Annotated in this window: 12 protein-coding genes; 9 read left to right on the plus strand and 3 right to left on the minus strand. The window is 62.6% G+C overall.

What is annotated here, in order from left to right; genetic code table 11:
• Positions 1-11 precede the first annotated feature (11 nt).
• Positions 12-797 carry an ABC transporter ATP-binding protein gene (locus tag EBQ26_RS03315; RefSeq protein ID WP_122237609.1) on the minus strand — a complete coding sequence of 262 codons (786 nt, stop codon included), beginning with the start codon at positions 795-797 and terminating at the stop codon, positions 12-14.
• 2 nt (positions 798-799) lie between these two features.
• A complete protein-coding gene (locus EBQ26_RS03320) occupies positions 800-2,731 on the minus strand; it encodes an AMP-dependent synthetase/ligase (protein ID WP_122237610.1) in 1,932 nt (643 codons plus the stop codon).
• A gap of 448 nt (positions 2,732-3,179) precedes the next feature.
• Between EBQ26_RS03320 and aroC the strand changes: the two genes are divergently transcribed.
• The 8 genes from aroC to EBQ26_RS03360 all read left to right on the plus strand — a co-directional run bounded on the left by aroC (position 3,180) and on the right by EBQ26_RS03360 (position 13,247).
• Entirely contained in the window at positions 3,180-4,247 is a 1,068-nt protein-coding gene (gene aroC / locus EBQ26_RS03325; RefSeq protein ID WP_122237611.1) for a chorismate synthase, read from the plus strand.
• 176 nt (positions 4,248-4,423) lie between these two features.
• Positions 4,424-6,577 (plus strand): TonB-dependent receptor, encoded by a 2,154-nt coding sequence (locus EBQ26_RS03330; RefSeq protein ID WP_238944109.1) that lies wholly within the window; start codon positions 4,424-4,426, stop codon positions 6,575-6,577.
• A 168-nt stretch (positions 6,578-6,745) separates the two neighbouring features.
• Positions 6,746-7,933, plus strand: coding sequence for a pyridoxal phosphate-dependent aminotransferase (locus tag EBQ26_RS03335; protein ID WP_122237613.1), 1,188 nt, complete (start codon positions 6,746-6,748; stop codon positions 7,931-7,933).
• Between the two features lie 373 nt (positions 7,934-8,306).
• Complete coding sequence (locus EBQ26_RS03340) at positions 8,307-9,263, plus strand: metal ABC transporter substrate-binding protein (RefSeq protein ID WP_122237614.1); 957 nt, start codon at positions 8,307-8,309, stop codon at positions 9,261-9,263.
• Positions 9,260-10,231 (plus strand): manganese/iron ABC transporter ATP-binding protein, encoded by a 972-nt coding sequence (locus EBQ26_RS03345; RefSeq protein WP_275265340.1) that lies wholly within the window; start codon positions 9,260-9,262, stop codon positions 10,229-10,231. The genes EBQ26_RS03340 and EBQ26_RS03345 overlap by 4 nt, the downstream gene beginning before the upstream one ends.
• A gap of 120 nt (positions 10,232-10,351) precedes the next feature.
• The gene (locus EBQ26_RS03350; protein ID WP_122237693.1) at positions 10,352-11,266 is read left to right on the plus strand and encodes a metal ABC transporter permease; all 915 of its coding nucleotides are present in this window, start codon (positions 10,352-10,354) and stop codon (positions 11,264-11,266) included.
• Positions 11,263-12,111: a metal ABC transporter permease gene (locus EBQ26_RS03355; protein WP_238944110.1), complete on the plus strand. Its 849-nt coding sequence runs from the start codon at positions 11,263-11,265 to the stop codon at positions 12,109-12,111. Before EBQ26_RS03350 ends, EBQ26_RS03355 begins: the two co-directional genes overlap by 4 nt.
• 143 nt (positions 12,112-12,254) lie before the next feature.
• The gene (locus EBQ26_RS03360) at positions 12,255-13,247 is read left to right on the plus strand and encodes a glycosyltransferase (protein WP_122237616.1); all 993 of its coding nucleotides are present in this window, start codon (positions 12,255-12,257) and stop codon (positions 13,245-13,247) included.
• A 215-nt stretch (positions 13,248-13,462) separates the two neighbouring features.
• Here EBQ26_RS03360 and EBQ26_RS03365 read toward each other — a convergent pair whose 3' ends face one another.
• Positions 13,463-15,715 carry a TonB-dependent hemoglobin/transferrin/lactoferrin family receptor gene (locus EBQ26_RS03365; RefSeq protein WP_122237617.1) on the minus strand — a complete coding sequence of 751 codons (2,253 nt, stop codon included), beginning with the start codon at positions 15,713-15,715 and terminating at the stop codon, positions 13,463-13,465.
• 232 nt (positions 15,716-15,947) lie between these two features.
• Here EBQ26_RS03365 and EBQ26_RS03370 point away from each other — a divergent pair, with 232 nt between their 5' ends.
• Positions 15,948-17,084, plus strand: coding sequence for an MlaE family ABC transporter permease (locus tag EBQ26_RS03370; RefSeq protein ID WP_122237618.1), 1,137 nt, complete (start codon positions 15,948-15,950; stop codon positions 17,082-17,084).
• Positions 17,085-17,091: the final 7 nt, after the last annotated feature.

The raw sequence follows: 17,091 nt of genomic DNA on the forward strand, positions 1-17,091 counted from the left end.
TCCTGTTGTTCTCAGTGCCCGGATCCCAGGTAGGCGCGGATCACGTCTTCGTTGTGGATGACTTCGTCGGGCGAGCCATCGCCAATCTTCTTGCCGTAGTCCAGCACCACAACGCGGTCGGAAATATCCATCACCACGCCCATGTCGTGCTCGATCAGCACGATGGTGGTGCCGAATTCGTCATTCACGTCGAGGATGAAGCGGCACATGTCCTGCTTTTCTTCCACGTTCATGCCGGCCATCGGCTCGTCGAGCAGCAGCACTTGCGGCTCCATGGCCAGGGCGCGGCCCAGGTCCACGCGCTTTTGCAAGCCGTAGGGCAGGGTGCCCACCGGGGTTTTGCGGTAGGCCTGGATTTCCAGGAAATCGATGATGTGCTCGACGAATTCGCGGTGCGCGATCTCCTCCTTCTCTGCCGGGCCAACGCGCAACGCCTGCATGAGGATGTTGCTTTTGATCTTGAGGTTGCGCCCGGTCATGATGTTGTCGATCACGCTCATGCCCTTGAACAACGCCAGGTTCTGGAAGGTGCGCGCCACGCCCATTTCCGCCACCTGACGGCTATTCATGTGGCTGAAGGTCTTGCCACGGAAGGTGATGGAGCCTTCGCTGGGCGTGTACACGCCGTTGATGCAGTTGAGCATCGACGACTTGCCCGCGCCGTTGGGGCCGATGATGGAGCGGATTTCGTGCTCCTTGACGTTGAAGGAAATGTCGGTGAGCGCCTTGACGCCGCCAAAGCGCAGGCTGATGTTCTTGATGTCCAGGATGACATCGCCGATTTTTCTGCTGCTCATGCTCAGGCTGCCTTTCTTGCCGCGGGATAGGTTTTCGCGTCGAGGATTTGCAAGGTGGCGCTGACGCTGCCGGTGCGCCCGTCCTCGAACTTCACCTGGGTTTCAATGAACTGTTCCTTCTTGCCGCCATACAGCGCGTCGATCAGCACGGCGTACTTTTCGGCTACGAAGTTGCGGCGAATCTTGCGTGTGCGCGTGAGTTCGTCGTCGTCCGGATCCAACTCCTTGTGCAGCACCAAAAAGCGCTTGACCTGGGTCGCTTCCATGCCTTGCTCGCTGGCCAGCTCCTGGTTCACTTTGGCAATGCACTCGGCAATCATCTCCAGCACGGGTTGCTTGCCCGCCAGATCGACGTAGCCCGCATAAGGCAGGTTACGCTTTTCGGCCCAGTTGCCCACGGCTTCGAAGTCGATGTTGATGAAGGCGCAGACCTCGTCGCGGTTGTGCCCAAAGCACACGGCTTCCTTGATTTGGGGGAAGAACTTGAGCTTGTTCTCGATGTAGTTGGGCGCGAACATGGCGCCACCGTTGAGGCGGCCCACGTCCTTGGCGCGGTCGATGATGCGCAGTTGGCCGTCGTGGTCGATCACGCCCGCGTCGCCGGTGAGGAAGTAGCCATCGGCATTGATGACTTCGGCGGTGGCGTCGGGGCGCTTGTAGTACTCCTTGAGCACGGAAACGCCTTTGACCAGCACTTCGCCGTTGTCGGCGATCTTCAGCTCAATGCCGGGGGCGGCTTCGCCCACGGTGTTGATCTTGACGCGGCCGTTTTGCTGCAAGCAGACGTAGGCGCAGGTTTCCGTCTGGCCGTAGAGCTGTTTGAGGTTGATGCCGATGGAGCGGTAGAACTTGAACAGCTCCGGCCCGATGGCCGCGCCAGCGGTATAGGCCACGCGGATGCGCGAAAAGCCCATCACGTTACGCAACGGCCCATAGACGAAGAAGTTGCCCAGGGCGTATTTGAAGCGGTCTGCCGTGCTGACGGGTTTGCCGTCCAGGATGTCCGAACCCACGCGCTGGGCCAGCTCCATGGCGCGAGCGTACATCTTGCGCTTGAAGGGCGAGGCGTCCTCCATGCGGATGGAGACGGAAGTCAGCAAGCCTTCGAACACGCGCGGAGGGGCGAAGTAGTACGTTGGCCCGATTTCCTGCAAGTCGATTTGCACCGTGGCCGAGGACTCAGGGCAGTTGATGGTAAAGCCCGCCACCAGCCATTGCGCGACGGAGAAGAGGTGATCCCCCACCCAGGCCGGAGGCAGGTAGGAGATCACGTTGTCGTCCTTGTTCAGGCCATCGACCTTCACGCCGCCAGCGGCGGAGCTGGCGAAAGAGCGGTGCGTCTGGCACACGCCCTTGGGTTTGCCCGTCGTGCCCGAGGTGTAGAGGATGACCGAGACGTCATCGGGCTGGCCGGCCTTGACCATGGCCTCGTAGGCGCCAGGATTCTTGGCATCCCACTGGCGGCCCAGCTCCATCAGTTTCTCCACGCTGATCAGCCCCTCATGGGTGTAGGAGCGCATGCCGCGCGGGTCGTCGTAAACAATCCAGTTGATCGGATAACCCTCGCGGATTTCCAGCAGCTTGTCCACCTGCTCCTGGTCTTCGGCGAACACGATGCGCGCGTTTGCATCGGCCACCACATAGGCCATTTCGGCTGCCACGGCGTCCTGGTACATGGGCACTGGCACGGCGCGCAGCGATTGCGCGGCCAGAAAGCTCATGTAGGCATACGGGCGGTTGCCCGACACCAGCGCCAGGTTCTCGCCCTGGCTTAGCCCTAGCGAGGCGAAGCCGCAGGCCAGGTGGCGCACATCGCGCGCCACATCGGCCCAGCTCCAGGTCTGCCAGATGCCGTACTCCTTTTCGCGGATTGCCGCATCCTGCGGGCGTTGCTGCGCATGTTGCTGCAACAGCCTGGGGAATGTCGTCTCCATGCTTGATCTCCGTGCCCTTGTGCTCCACGGAATGGCTGCCGAGCATTGCCGCCATTCCTGCCTTGTCGGCCTGTTTGCATTTGCATGACAGACCGCGCTTGATGAGATGGCGCGCATGGTATCGGCAACTTTGACGCTTTAGTGTCCAGTCGACGACATTTTTGGGTAAACCCTATAGAGGGCTATCCCTTGGGTGGAGGGGCTGGTTGGGCGCAGTCGTCCCTCATGCGGCAGGCGGGAAATGGGTTCAATGTGTTTTGTTACAATTCAAATGTAAAATTGATTTGAATACCCTATTGCCTAAACAAGAAAATATTTTTGTCTATTGATTTGTAATAAAAAGAGGGTGCAGCGTTTTTGGGCATTTCGCGCGTTGGGCTTTGCACTGGGCGGCCGACAGGCGGCTGCGGCTGCCGGGCGGCAATGATGCGGGGATAATCGTGCCCCCATGAGCGGCAATACCTTTGGAACCCTATTTCGCGTCACCAACTTTGGTGAATCCCACGGCCCGGCCATTGGCTGCGTAATCGACGGCTGCCCGCCGGGCATGGCCTTGTGCGAGCAGGACATTCAGCGCGAGCTGGATCGGCGCCGCCCTGGCACCAGCCGCTTCGTCACCCAGCGCAACGAACCCGACCAGGTGGAAATCCTCTCGGGCGTGTACGAGGGGCGCACCACGGGCACGCCGATTGCGCTGCTGATTCGCAATGTGGACCAGCGCAGCAAGGATTACGGCGAAATCGCCCGCCAGTTCCGCCCCGGCCATGCCGATTACACCTACTGGCACAAATACGGCATCCGCGATCCGCGCGGCGGCGGGCGCTCCTCGGCGCGGCTGACCGCGCCCACCGTGGCCGCCGGGGCCGTGGCGCGCAAATGGCTGAACGAGCGCTACGGCACTGAGCTGCACGCCTTCATGGCGCAACTGGGCAGCATCGACATCCCCTTTGAATCGCTGGACTACGTGGGGCAAAACCCCTTTTTCGCCCCCGCGGCCAATACCGAGGCGCTGGAGCAATACATGGACGCGCTGCGCAAAAGCCACGACTCCTGCGGCGCGCTGGTGCGCGTGGTGGCGCGCAATGTGCCCGTGGGCCTGGGCGAGCCCATTTACGACCGGCTCGACGCCGATATCGCCTACGCCATGATGGGGCTGAATGCCGTCAAGGGCGTGGAAATCGGCGCGGGCTTTGCCAGCGTGCGCCAGTTGGGCAGCGAGCACGGCGACGCCATCACGCCCGATGGCTTTCTCACCAACCACGCTGGCGGCATCCTGGGCGGCATCAGCACGGGGCAGGATATTGACGTGAAGATCGCCATCAAACCCACCAGCTCCATCCTCACCCCCCGGCCCTCCATTGATGTGGACGGCAACCCCGTGCAAGTCGTCACCAAAGGCCGCCACGACCCCTGCGTAGGCATCCGCGCCGCCCCGATTGCCGAGGCCCTGCTGGCCTTGGTGCTGATGGATCACGCCCTGCGCCACCGCGCCCAGAACGGGGATCGGCCTTTCTGAGGTATTCCAAATCAATGTGTTGAAAGAAAAAGCCTTTCGGCATGGTGGTCATGCCGAAAAGCTTTTTTCTTTTTCCTTTGATTGGTAATTGGCGTTGTATTCCAGGCATGCCCCCGGATAAATACAGGGTAATTTTTCGTGATCTAATAAAACGAATTGTTCTTATTGGTTTTGAAATGCAACCCTCTCCCAAGCTGTTTTCCCATATTTCTCTGGCTGTTTTAACGCTGTTAAGCCTGTCTGCTCAGGCGCAGCAGGTGTCGGCGACTGCTGCGCCTGGCAGCGAGATCGCTGAAGACGATTACGCTGCCGTCATGCCCACGGTGTTTGTGACGGGCACTTCCGAAAACAGCACCACCAAGGGCTATATCGGCTACGACCAGGCCGATGTCACCCGCACGGATTTGACGGTCAAGGAAACGCCGCAAGCCGTGGATGTGCTGGACATCCAGAAGAACAAAAACTACGGCACCAACGACCTCAGCTCCATCCTGGAGGGCAACGCCGGTATTGACGCCACTTACGACATGCGCGGCGAGAGCATCAAGATTCGCGGCTTTTCGGCCGACGCCAGCGACATTTACCGCGACGGCGTGCGCGAAAGCGGTCAAGTGCGCCGCTCCACCGCCAATATCGAGCGTGTGGAAATCCTCAAAGGCCCATCCTCCGTGCTTTACGGCCGCAGCAGCGGTGGCGGCGTGATCAACATGGTCAGTAAATACGCCAACTTCACCCCGCGCCGTAGCTTGGGTTTGAGCTACGGCTCCTGGGCGGCCCGCAGCGCCACTGTGGATTTGAACCAGCTCGTGAGTGAAAACGTCGCCGTGCGCTTGACGGGAGAGGTCAGCAAGGCCAACTCCTGGCGCTCCACCGTGCACAGCAAGGGGCATATGATTTCGCCCAGCGTCACCGTGCGCGCAGGCAACCTGGTTTGGACGGGGCAATACACTCACGACAGCGCCCGCCGCGTGCCTGATCGCACTCCCAGCCGCGACGTTTACAACGCCATGGGCATCGACTACCGCACCGGCTTCGCCCGTGATGGCGACTTTGTGCGCGACGATCTTTCCGTGCTGCGCTCCGACCTGCGTTACGACCTCAACGATCAGTGGAATCTGCGCTGGCAACTGGCCGGCCGCAAAGCCGAGCAAAACTTCGACCACTACTACGCAGGCAGCTACAACGCCAAAACCCGCCTGCTGCGCCAAAACTATTACTGGCAGGAAACCGCCAACAAAACCCTCAGCAGCGGCCTGACGGCCAATGGACGTTTCAGCACCGGGCCGCTGGCACACAAGCTCACCGTGGGCCTGGATTGGGCCAAGGAGGAGCGCTTGCCCAAGCTGGCCACCTGCACCGGCCCCAGCGCCATCACTGCCTGCGTGCGGGACATCGATCCCTATGCCTCGCCATCAAGCTGGGGTCGCGTTGGCCAGCGCCCGGCTTTGACGGCCAATAACCAGCACGAAGCCCGCTCCACGGCGCTGTTTGTGCAAGACCTTATCGCTTTGCGCCCGGATGTGAAGGTGTTGCTGGGCGGGCGCTACGACCGCTACACATTCCAGTCCACCAACATCGCCAGCAAAAGCAGTCGCTACAGCGGCAGCAGCTTCAACCCCAACGCGGGTTTGGTTTGGGATGTCACCCCCGAGCACACGGCTTACGCCTCCTGGAGCCGCAGCTTCGCCCCTTACGGCGGCAATGGCTATCTGGGGGTTGATGCCGCTGCCGATCCCGTGACTTTTAACGCCGATCCCGAGCAATCGACCCAGTTCGAGCTGGGCCTCAAGAGCGATTGGCTGGATCGCAACCTCAGCACCACGCTGGCGATCTACAACCTGGAGCACACCAATATCCGCTATCGCCCCGATGCGGTGAACGAACCCACCGTCTGGGCCGTGCGCGGCAAGGAGCGCTCACGCGGGATTGAGCTGAACGTCCTGGGCCGTGTCAGCACCGACTGGTACGTGCGCGGTTCGTTGGGCCTGATGTCGGCCAAAGTGGTGGAAAACCGCCAGAACCGCGCCGAAGAAGGCCGCTACCTGACCAACACCAGCCGCATCAGCAGCAACGCTTTCGTGCGCTATGCCCCCAACCCTTGGTATGCCGAAGTCGGCGTCACCCATTTGGGCAAGCGTTATTACTACGTCAGCAATGTTGAGCATGGCTTGCCTGCCTTTACCCGCGTGGATGCCATGGTCGGCTACAACGCCGCCCCCTGGACTTTTACCCTGGCCGTGCAAAACGTGTTCGACAAACAATATTGGCGCTCCAGCGCCATGCCCGGTTCTCCCCGCGCGGTGACTTTCAAAGCCAGTTACGAGTTTTGATGCTCTTGTAATGGCTCCTGCATAAAAAATGCCAGGGGCCTATGCAGCCTTGGCAGACAAGGCCCCTACCACCGAGAACGGCCCGGCTCCATAAATGGAGCCGGGCCGTTTTGCCATGCACAGCCTCTTAAAATTTCCCCCCTTTCCCTCCAACTGAGCACCAATACCATGACGTTTCGCCTTTCTTCCCGCGCCGAGCAAACCCGGCCTTTTTATGTGATGGAAGTCGCCAAGGCCGCGCAGCGCTGGATTGCGGAGCAGGGGGATCAGCCGCCGATGATTTATCTGAACATCGGCGAGCCCGATTTCACCGCGCCAGAGCGGGTGCAGCAGGCGGCAGTGGCAGCCATCCAGAAGGGGCAGACGCAATACACCCCGGCGCTGGGGCTGGATGCTTTGCGCCAAGCCATCAGCGATTGGTATGGCGGGCGCTTTGGGCTGGATGTGGCGCCGCAGCGCATTGTGGTGACGGCCGGAGCATCGGCGGCTTTGCATCTGGCCTGCCTGGCCTTGCTGCAAGAGGGCGACGAGGTGCTGATGCCCGATCCGAGCTATCCCTGCAACAAGCAGTTTGTGCAGGTGGCAGGCGCGCGGGCGGTGTCCATTGCCGTAGGGGCGTCAAGCCGCTTTCAGTTGACGGCGCAGCAGGTGGCCGAGCATTGGGGGCCGCGCACGCGCGCCGTGCTGTTGGCTTCGCCTTCCAACCCGACGGGCACTTCGTTGCCCAAGGAGGAGCTGGCCGCGATTGCCGAGGTGGTGCGCGCGCGCGGCGGGGTGTTGCTGGTTGATGAGATTTACCTGGGCTTGTCTTATGACGCGGCCTATGGCCAAAGCGCCCTGGCGCTGGGCGAGGACGTGGTCAGTATCAACAGCTTCAGCAAATATTTCAATATGACGGGCTGGCGCCTGGGCTGGTTGGTGCTGCCGCCAGCTTTGGTGGCGCCGGTGGAGCGCCTGGGCCAAAACCTCTTTATCTGCCCCAGCACGATTGCCCAGCATGCGGCGCTGGAGTGCTTTCACCCCGAAAGCATTGCCGAGTACGAGCGCCGCCGCCAGGCGTTTGGCGAGCGTCTGACGCGCTTTGCCGCGCCGCTGGGCGAGCTGGGCCTGCACGTGCCGGTGCAGCCCGATGGAGCTTTTTACGTCTGGGCCGATTGCCGCGAGGCGGCGCGCCGCCTGGGCGTGCAGGGCAGTTGGGATTTTGCGTTCGCCTTGCTTGAGCGCGCGCGCATTGCCGTGGCGCCAGGGCGCGATTTTGGCGATCAGGGCATGGAAAACTACGTGCGCTTTTCCGTCGCCAATTCAATGGACAACCTGCAACAGGCCATTGCGCGCATGCGCGATTTGCTGGCCTGAAGCGTCCCTGCGTGGTCCGTCTTTGCCCTTGCCGTGGCGCAGGGGTGCGGGTTGCTGTGCGCCTCTTGCGCAGCAGCCCTATTTGATATTTCCGTTTCACTGATTGCGATGGCGGTTTGGCGCTTTCGCGGTGTTGCCGCGCGCGATTTTCTCCGGCTTAGTCATTTTTGCATATCAAAAGAAAAAATTAAATGCTATTTAGGCATATCTGTATTGAAATAAATTTTCTTTTGTTTTGAAATTCAATTTATTGAAGCAGTGGCTATATTTTGAACATAGCCTTATCTATAATCGCGCAGCCGCTCCCGGGGTGAAGCAAGAGTTCTCCGGGGGCCATTGCAACTACCGCAAGGGGAATTTTGTGAATCAACGCATGAATCGGCGCCATTGGGCGCGCAAATGGTTGGTGGCGCTGGCTGGTGTGGCTGCGCTGGGTGTGGGGCAGCCGCTGTGGGCGCAAGCGCCGGGCGATGCGGGGCAAAAGCCGTTCAAAGTGGCCACGACGTTCACCATCATTGCGGATATGGCGCGCAATGTGGCGGGCGATGCGGCGGTGGTGGAGTCCATCCTCAAACCGGGCGCGGAGGTGCATGGCTACCAGCCTACGCCGGGCGATTTGGTGCGCGTGCAAGGGGCGGATTTGGTGTTGTTCAACGGCATGAATCTGGAGACATGGTTCGAGCCGTTTTTCCGCCGCCTCAAGGGCGTGCCAGCGGTGCTGGTCACGCAAGGGGTGCAGCCCATTGCCATCGGGGAAGGGCCGTATGAGGGCAAGCCCAATCCGCATGCGTGGATGTCGCCTACGGCGGCGATGCAGTATGTGGACAACATCCGCGATGCGCTGGTCAAGCACAACCCCGCCCACGCGCAGACCTACCGCGACAACGCCGAGCGCTACAAGGCGCAAATCCAGGCGCTGGTGGAGCCGATCCGCCAAACGCTGGCCGATGTGCCCGAGGCCAAGCGCTGGCTGGTATCCAGCGAGGGGGCGTTCAGCTATCTGGCGCGCGATTTCGGCCTGCGCGAGCTGTACCTCTGGCCCATCAATGCCGATCAGCAAGGCACGCCCCAGCAGGTGCGCCGGGTGATCGATGAAGTGCGCAAGCACCAGATTCCCGTGGTGTTCAGCGAGAGCACGATTTCGCCCGAGCCAGCGCAGCAAGTGGCGCGCGAAAGTGGTGCGCGCTATGGCGGGGTGTTGTATGTGGATTCGCTCTCTGCATCCGATGGCCCTGTGCCGACATACCTGGATTTGCTGCGCGTGACGACGCAAACCATTGCCCAGGGCTTGAGTGGCGCCGCCGCTGGCGGCGAGCAGGCCAAGCCATGATGGAGCGCTTGCCCGAGGCGGATTTGCGCGCCGCAGCCGCTGGCACGCAGGTGTTGGGGCTGAGCGTGCAAAACGTCAGCGTGGTCTATCGCAACGGCCATACCGCCTTGCGGCAGGCGAGCTTTTCCACGCCCCTGGGCAGCATCACGGCGCTGGTGGGCGTCAATGGCAGCGGCAAATCCACCCTGTTCAAAGCCATCATGGGGCTGGTGCAGCTCGACGAAGGCGAAGTGCGGGTGATGGATTTGTCCGTACGCGAAGCCCTGCGCCGCCGCCTTATCGCCTATGTGCCGCAGAGCGAGGAGGTGGATTGGAATTTCCCCGTTCTCGTCGAAGACGTGGTGATGATGGGTCGCTACGGCCACATGGGTTTGCTGCGCCGCCCGCGCCCGGTCGACCGCGAGGCGGTGGCGCAGGCGCTGGCGCGCGTGGACATGGCCGAGCTGCGCAAGCGCCAGATTGGCGAACTCTCTGGCGGGCAGAAAAAGCGCGTTTTTCTCGCCCGCGCCCTGGCGCAGGAAGCGCGCGTGATCTTGCTCGATGAGCCTTTCACCGGCGTGGACGTGAAAACGGAGGACGGCATCATCGACTTGCTGTGCGCCCTGAGGCGCGAGGGGCGGGTGATGCTGGTTTCCACCCACAACCTGGGCAGCGTGCCCGAGTTTTGCGATCGCACGGTGCTGGTGCGCAACACCGTGTTGGCCTACGGGCCGACGGCGGAGGTGTTCACGCACGACAACCTGGCCCAGGCCTTTGGCGGCGTGTTGCGCCACTTCGATCTGCCCGCCGAGCCGATGGCCCAGGGTGCGGTGGTGGGCATCATGAGCGATGACGAGCGCCCGCTGGTGTTGCTCGATGGCCGTTCCTCGGTGCGGGGCGTGCCTGCCGATCCGCTGCGCGGCGCTGGCGCGGTGGCCGCGCCCCAAACGGAAGGGCATGGCCAGAAAACGCCGGGGAATGATGTTTGAGTCTTTTTTATTCAATCAAAGGAAAACTTTCTTGTTTTATATCAAGCCGTAATAGGTATATTTTCATTCCTTTGATTTGTAGAAAAGGTGATCTTGGGGAGGGCGATGAACGAGGTCTTCATGGATGCAGGATGGCTTGCCACATTGGCGCAGCCGCTGCATTACAGCTACATGCGCACGGCCATGTGGGTGTGCATGCTGGTGGGGGCGGTGTGTGCGCTGCTCTCGTGCTTTTTGATGCTGCGCGGTTGGTCGCTGGTGGGCGATGCGCTCTCGCATGCCATCGTGCCAGGTGTGGCGGGCGCGGCCATTCTGGGCTTGCCCCTGGCGGCCGGGGCCTTTCTCTCGGGCGGCATGGCGGCTGGCGCCATGCTGTGGCTGGGGCAGCGCGGCAGGCTCAAGCAGGATGCGGCCATTGGCCTGGTGTTCACGGCGTTTTTCGCGCTGGGCTTGTTTCTCGTCTCGCTCTGGCCGCGCTCGATCAGCGTGCAAACCATCATCATGGGCAATGTGCTGGCCGTCTCGCCCGAGGATGCGCGGCAGTTGCTTGGCGTTGCCGCCGTCACGCTGCTGGCCCTGCTGCTGAAGTGGAAGGATTGGATGCTGATTTTTTTCGACGAAATCCACGCTCGCAGCGCAGGCCTGGCCGTTGCCAGCCTGAAACTGGTTTTCTTTGCTTTGCTGGCCGCTTGCACGGTGGCGGCCATGCAGGCCGTGGGGGCGTTTTTGGTGGTGTGCCTGATCGTCACGCCGGGCGCGGCGGCCAGTTTGCTCAGCGATCGCTTCGGGCACGTGCTGCTGTGGGCTGCTGCCATTGGCGGCAGTTGCGGGCTGCTGGGCGTGTATGTGAGCTACTTCATCGATGGCAACACCGGCGCGGTGATTGCGCTGCTGCAAACGCTGGTGTTCGCGCTGGCCTTCTTGTTTGCCCCCAAGCACGGCTTGTTGCGGGCGGCGCGGGCGCGGCAAGAGCAAGAAGCGGTGGCGGTGGCTGGCGGGCCGGCAAGCGGCAGCGCGCCTGAGCGTGCGCCATGAGGGGGGAAGCGATGACCTGGCTCTCGTCTTTATGGGTGCCGCTGCAATTCGATTTTGTGCAGCAGGGCATGGTGATGGCGGCCTTGGTGGCCCTGCCGATGGCCTTGCTCTCTTGCCTATTGGTGCTCAAGGGCTGGGCCTTGCTGGGCGATGCGATTGCGCACGGGGTGTTCCCCGGCGTGGTGCTGGCGTATTTGCTGGGCTGGCCGGTGTTGCCCGGCGCTTTTGCCGCTGGCATGGCGTGTGCGCTGCTCAGCGGCTATTTGCAGGCCAACAGCCGCATCCGGCAGGACACGCTGATGGGTGTGGTGTTCTCCGGCATGTTCGCCCTGGGCCTGCTACTGCACAGTTGGGTGCGCGCCAGCGTGCATCTGGACCATTTGCTGTTTGGCGATTTGCTGGGCGCAGGCTGGGGCGAGGTGGCCGAAGTGGCCCTGCTGGCCGGGGTGATTACCCTGTGGATGGCGCTGCAATGGCGCGACCTCATGCTGCACGCTTTCGATGCCACCCAGGCGCGCGCCGTGGGGCTGCGTGTGCGGCTGCTGCACTACGGCCTGCTGGCGGCGGTGTCGCTGGCGGTGGTGGCGGCGCTGAAGGCCGTGGGCGTGGTGTTGGCCGTGGCGCTGCTGATTGCGCCAGGGGCCACGGCTTTGCTCTGGGTGCGCCGCTTTGGCCCCATGCTGCTGCTGGCCAGCGCGCTGGCGGTGACGTGCGCCGTGCTGGGGGTGTATGTCAGCTTCATGCTCGACAGCGCGCCCGCGGCCACCATCGTGCTGGTGATGAGCGCCGCGTTTGTGTTCAGCCTGCTGTGGCAGGCGGTGGTGGCGCACATGCGCCGGGCGTGAGGCGCTCTGGTGTAGCACGTTGCAGCACTGCGCGGCAGTTTGCAGCGTTGCAGCGTTGCTGCGTTGCTGAGGGATGTGGGCTGCGCATCCCTTGTCCCGCATCCCACATAATCGGCGCCCTCGCTCACTGTTTACGTTTTGTCATGCATTCCCACGTCCCCAGCGCCGAGCGCCTTGCCGCTGATGCCGCCATTGCGGTCGTCATCCCCAGCTACAAAGTCACGCGCCACATCATGGGCGTGCTGGCCCAGATGCCGGCTTGCGTGCGGCGCGTGTATGTGGTGGACGACGCTTGCCCCGAGGGCAGCGGCCAGTTGGTGCAGCAGCAATGCCAGGATCCGCGCGTGCAGGTGATCTTCCACGAGCAAAACCAGGGCGTGGGCGGCGCGGTGATGACGGGCTACCGCCGCGCGCTGGAGGAGGGCATGGAGGTGGTGGTCAAGGTCGATGGCGACGGCCAAATGCCTCCGGCGCTGATTCCGCGCTTTGTCAAACCCATCCTGACGGGGCGGGCCGATTACACCAAGGGCAACCGCTTTTACCGCCCCCAAACCCTGCATGTCATGCCCAAAGGGCGCTTGCTGGGCAATTTGTGCCTGTCGTTCTTCACCAAAATCAGCAGCGGTTATTGGCCCAACATGGATCCGGCCAATGGCTACACGGCCATTTCGGCGCAGGCGCTGGCGGCGCTGCCGCTGGAGAAAATCGCCCGCCGCTACTTTTTTGAAACCGACATGCTGTTTCGCCTGGGCACGCTGCGCGCGGTGGTGTACGACGTGCCGATGGACGCGGTTTATGGCGATGAAGTCTCCACCTTCAACGCCAGCCGCCTGCTGCCGAGCTTTCTGGCCAGCAGCCTCAACCGCACGTTCAAGCGCTACATCTACAACTATTGGGTGCGCGACTTCAACCTGGGCTCGATCTACAGCCTGTTTGGCGTGTTGCTGGCGCTGTTTGGCAGCGTGTACGGCGCGTGGAAATGGATGCTGAGTGCAGCCACCGATGTGCCCGCAACCAGCGGCACGGTGATGCTGGCGGGCATGAGCGTGATGATCGGCGTGCAATTGCTCATTGCCTTTATCCAGTTCGACGTCAGCAATGTGCCCACGCGGCCGATTTCCGATGCGCTGGATTAGGAGGTGTGATGTACCCTGCGCTTGCTGGGTGTGGGGGCCGCCTCTAACCCGCTTGGCCTTGGCGGAAAACAACAGCAAAAAAACGGCCGCTGCCCTTTTGGGATGGGGCAGCGGCCGTTTTGTCGTGCATCAAGAAAATTATACATCAAAGTAAAATCAATTTGATGTTCATCATGCCTAAAAATGCATGTATTTTTTCTTTTTGATTGAAAAAATCAGAAGCTGGCGACCAGCGACAGGCTGAATTTTCGCCCTGGCTGGCTGTAGGCATCCAGCGTGGGCAGCTTGGCGCTCAGGCCTTGCACATCACCCCAGCGCCAGTATTTGCGGTTGGTGAGGTTGTGCACGGTGGCGTTGAGGCGCACGTCGCCGCTGGCGTGGCGCAGCAGGCGCCATTGGCCGCCCAGGTCAAAGACGGTGGAGGTGGCGGGGCGGAAGTACTCCACCGCGCCGGCGCGGGGATCGGAGGTGCTGGCCACGTCTTTGGCTTTCTTGCCTTGGCGATGCACCATGTCCAGCCGCAGCGACCAATCCGCCGTGGCATAGCGCAGGCCCAGGTTCAGGCGCGGGGGCTGCACGCTGTTGATGGGCTTGCCGGTGCTCTTGTCGCGCCCGCGCGCCATGCTGAACGCGGCGGGCATCGACAGGCTGCCGCCGGCCATGTCGCCCAGGCGGTATTCGCCCGCGATCTCGAAGCCGCTGATGTTGGCGCGGCCGATGTTGACGGCGCGAAAGACCAGCGGATCGCCCGGGCGGCCGGTGCCGCGAACGGTTTGGTTGTCGAGGATGAAGTCGCGGTAGCGACCGTGGAAGACGGCCGCTTCCAGACGCCAGTTCTGCCCCTGGCCTTTGAGGCCCAGCTCCACGTGCTGGGCTTTTTCGGGCTTGAGGTCGGGGTTGGCCTCGGTGCGGTAGTGGCCGATGGGGTTTTCAAAGAAGCGGTTGAGCTGGTCGGCGCTGGGGGTGCGAAAGCCGGTGGCCCATTGGCCATAGAGCGTCCAGTCCTGGCTCAAGTCCAGCGTGGCGCCCAGGCGCGGCGAGAGGGCCGAGCCGCTTTTGCCGCTGGCTTGGCCGGCAAAGCCGGTGGGATCGACGCTGATGCGGTATTTGTCCCAGCGCAGGCCGGGAATCAGGCTCCAGCCATTGCCGATGATTTCGTTTTGCACGAACAGGCCCACGGCGCTTTCCGTGGTGTTGGGAAAGCGCTTGAGCGGGAAGGTTTCGCCCGCCGGGGGGGTGACGCCGGTTTGCAGGTTATCGGCCTTGGTGCGGGCGTAATCGACGCCGTAAGCAAGTTTGTGCGCCAGATCGCCGCTGCGCAGGGTTTTCTCGGCCTGGGCGCTGACTTGCCAGAGGTTTTCATGGTCGAGCACGTCGCGCACCTGGCCGGGGCGGTTTTTGCGGGTGTTTTCAAAGTGCTCCAGCGAGCGCAGGCGCTGGTGCGCCACGGTGGTGCGCAGGGTGTCGGCGATTGGGGCATCGAGCTCAAAGCGGCCTTGCCAGCTCAGGCGCTTGCGGCGGTTGTCGGTGTCGCCTTTGGCGGTGAGCGTGGTCACGCCGCGCGAGACGGAGCCGTATTGCGAGAGCAGTTCCAACTCGTCGCGCTTGCTGACGTATTCGGCGCTGAAGCTGTGGCTTTGGCGCGCGCTGGGCGACCAGACGAGCTTGCCCAGCAAAGCGGCGTCGCGGGTGTCCTCAGGGTTGGGTTTGGTGCGCAGCTCGCTGGCGCTGTCGTTGTCGCCGCGCGTATCCAGGGCGTGGCCCTTGAGAGCGCTGGCCGAGAGCAGCCATTGCACGGATTCGCTGGCCTGCCCGGCCACGGTGGCGCCGGCGCGTACGGAGCGGCTTTGGCCTTCATACGCCAGGCCCGCCTGGCCGCCCAGGGGCTTGCCGTTCTTGAGGTAGCTGCCGGGTTGGCGCGTGAAGAACTGCACCACGCCGCCAATGCCGTCGGAGCCGTACAGCGAGGAGGAGGGGCCTTTGATGATTTCCACTCGCTCCAGCAGGCCGAAATCGACGTTGTCGCGGCTGGAGGCGCCAAAGCTGTAATTGCGCGGCATGCGCACGCCATCGACCAGCATCAGCACGCGGTTGCCGTCCAGCCCGCGGATGTTGAAGCCCGCGTTGCCGCTACGGCCATCGCGGCTGTTGATGGTCATGCGGTTGGAGCGGCGCTCCACCGTCACGCCGGGCAGGGTTTCGGCCAGCTCGCGGATGTCGTCGATTTGCGCTTCTTCGAGCTGCTGCGCTTCCACCACCTGGGCGCTGGCGGGCACTTCACGCAGGGCGCGCTCGCTGCGGCTGCCGGTGACGAGCACAGCGGGCAATTCGTTGGCGGCCGAGGCCTCGCCCGTTGCCGGGGCGTTTTGGGCGTGTGCAGCGGCTGCGCCCAGGCTCAAAGCGCACAGGCAGGCCAGGGCAATGGGGTGGGGCCACTGGCGAGGTTCGGATTGGTGTGTGTGTTGCATGAGGGGAAGAAGATGTTTCGAAGAATGAAAATGGTTTGCAATTTTATGACGGTTTGGTTTCAGTGCGTAACTCTGCGCCCATGCAGCAGCTGGAGGATGTTTGGGTACATGCCTGCTTGTCGCCCAGCCGCTACACGCACGCAGGCAGGGCAGGCCGGTTTTTGGCGCTTTGGCTTGACGTGTGCGCCGCGCGTGCACAATGGCGCGCTGATTTTTTGGCAGGCGAGAGGCAGTGTTGAACCACACACCACAATTGGAAAGCCGCGCAGGCGAGGGCGGCCCACAGATCGTGCTCCAGGGCGCCTGGGATGCGGTGGCATTGAGCGACCGTCGCGTCTGGCGCGGCCTGCAAAAACAATTGGAGCGCGTGCGCGTCGGGGCGTCAGGCGGCGCGCAGGCCAGTTGGGATTTGCGCCAGGCGCAGGGTTTCGATCACGTCGCGGCGCAGACGCTGTGGCACTACTGGGGCGGCCGCATGCCCGCCCAGGTGCAGGCCAATGACAGCCAACGGGCGATTCTGGCGCGCGTGCAGCAGCTCAGCGGCGCGCCCTTGCCCCAACCCGAGGGCGGCTGGTTGCGCAATATCGAATGGCTGGGTCAGGCTTATCTCAACGGTTTCAAACACGCGGCGGCGGTGTTGCGGCTGGTGGGCCAGTTATTCCTGGATGTGCTGCGCGCCTTGCGCAACCCGGCGCGTGCGCCCTGGCACGATTTTTCCGCCCATGTGTTTCGCATGGGCGCGCAGGCGCTGCCCATCACGGCCCTGGTGGGCTTTTTGATCGGGGTGGTGATTGCGTATTTGCTGGCGCTGCAATTGCGCCAGTTCGGCGCGGATGCTTTCATCGTCAACATCCTGGGCATTTCCCTCACGCGCGAGTTGGGGCCGCTGCTGGCGGCGATTTTGGTGGCGGGGCGCTCCGGCTCGGCCATTACGGCGCAGATTGGCGTGATGCGCGTCAATGAGGAGCTGGATGCCATGCGCGTGATGGGCATCTCCCAGGGCTTTCGGCTGGTGTTGCCGCGCGCAATGGCGCTGGCGCTGGCCATGCCGCTGGTGAGTTTGTGGACGACGATGGCCGCCTTGCTCGGCGGCATTGGCGCGTCGAATTTCGCGCTGGATGTCTCGCCCGCCTACTTTTTGCAAACCTTGCCCCAGGCCGTCGATATCGCCAATCTGTGGTTGGGCATGGGCAAATCGGTGGCCTTCGGTCTGGCCATTGCCTTGATCGGCTGCTACTGGGGTCTGTGGGTCAAGCCCAATACCGAGAGCCTGGGCAGCGGCACGACGGCATCGGTGGTGACTTCGATCACGGCGGTCATCGTCATTGATGCGGTGTTTGCCATCATTTTCAGAAACGTGGGGTTTTGATGGAACG

The organism is Allofranklinella schreckenbergeri (genome assembly GCF_003703475.1).
GTDB lineage: Bacteria > Pseudomonadota > Gammaproteobacteria > Burkholderiales > Burkholderiaceae_C > Lampropedia > Lampropedia schreckenbergeri.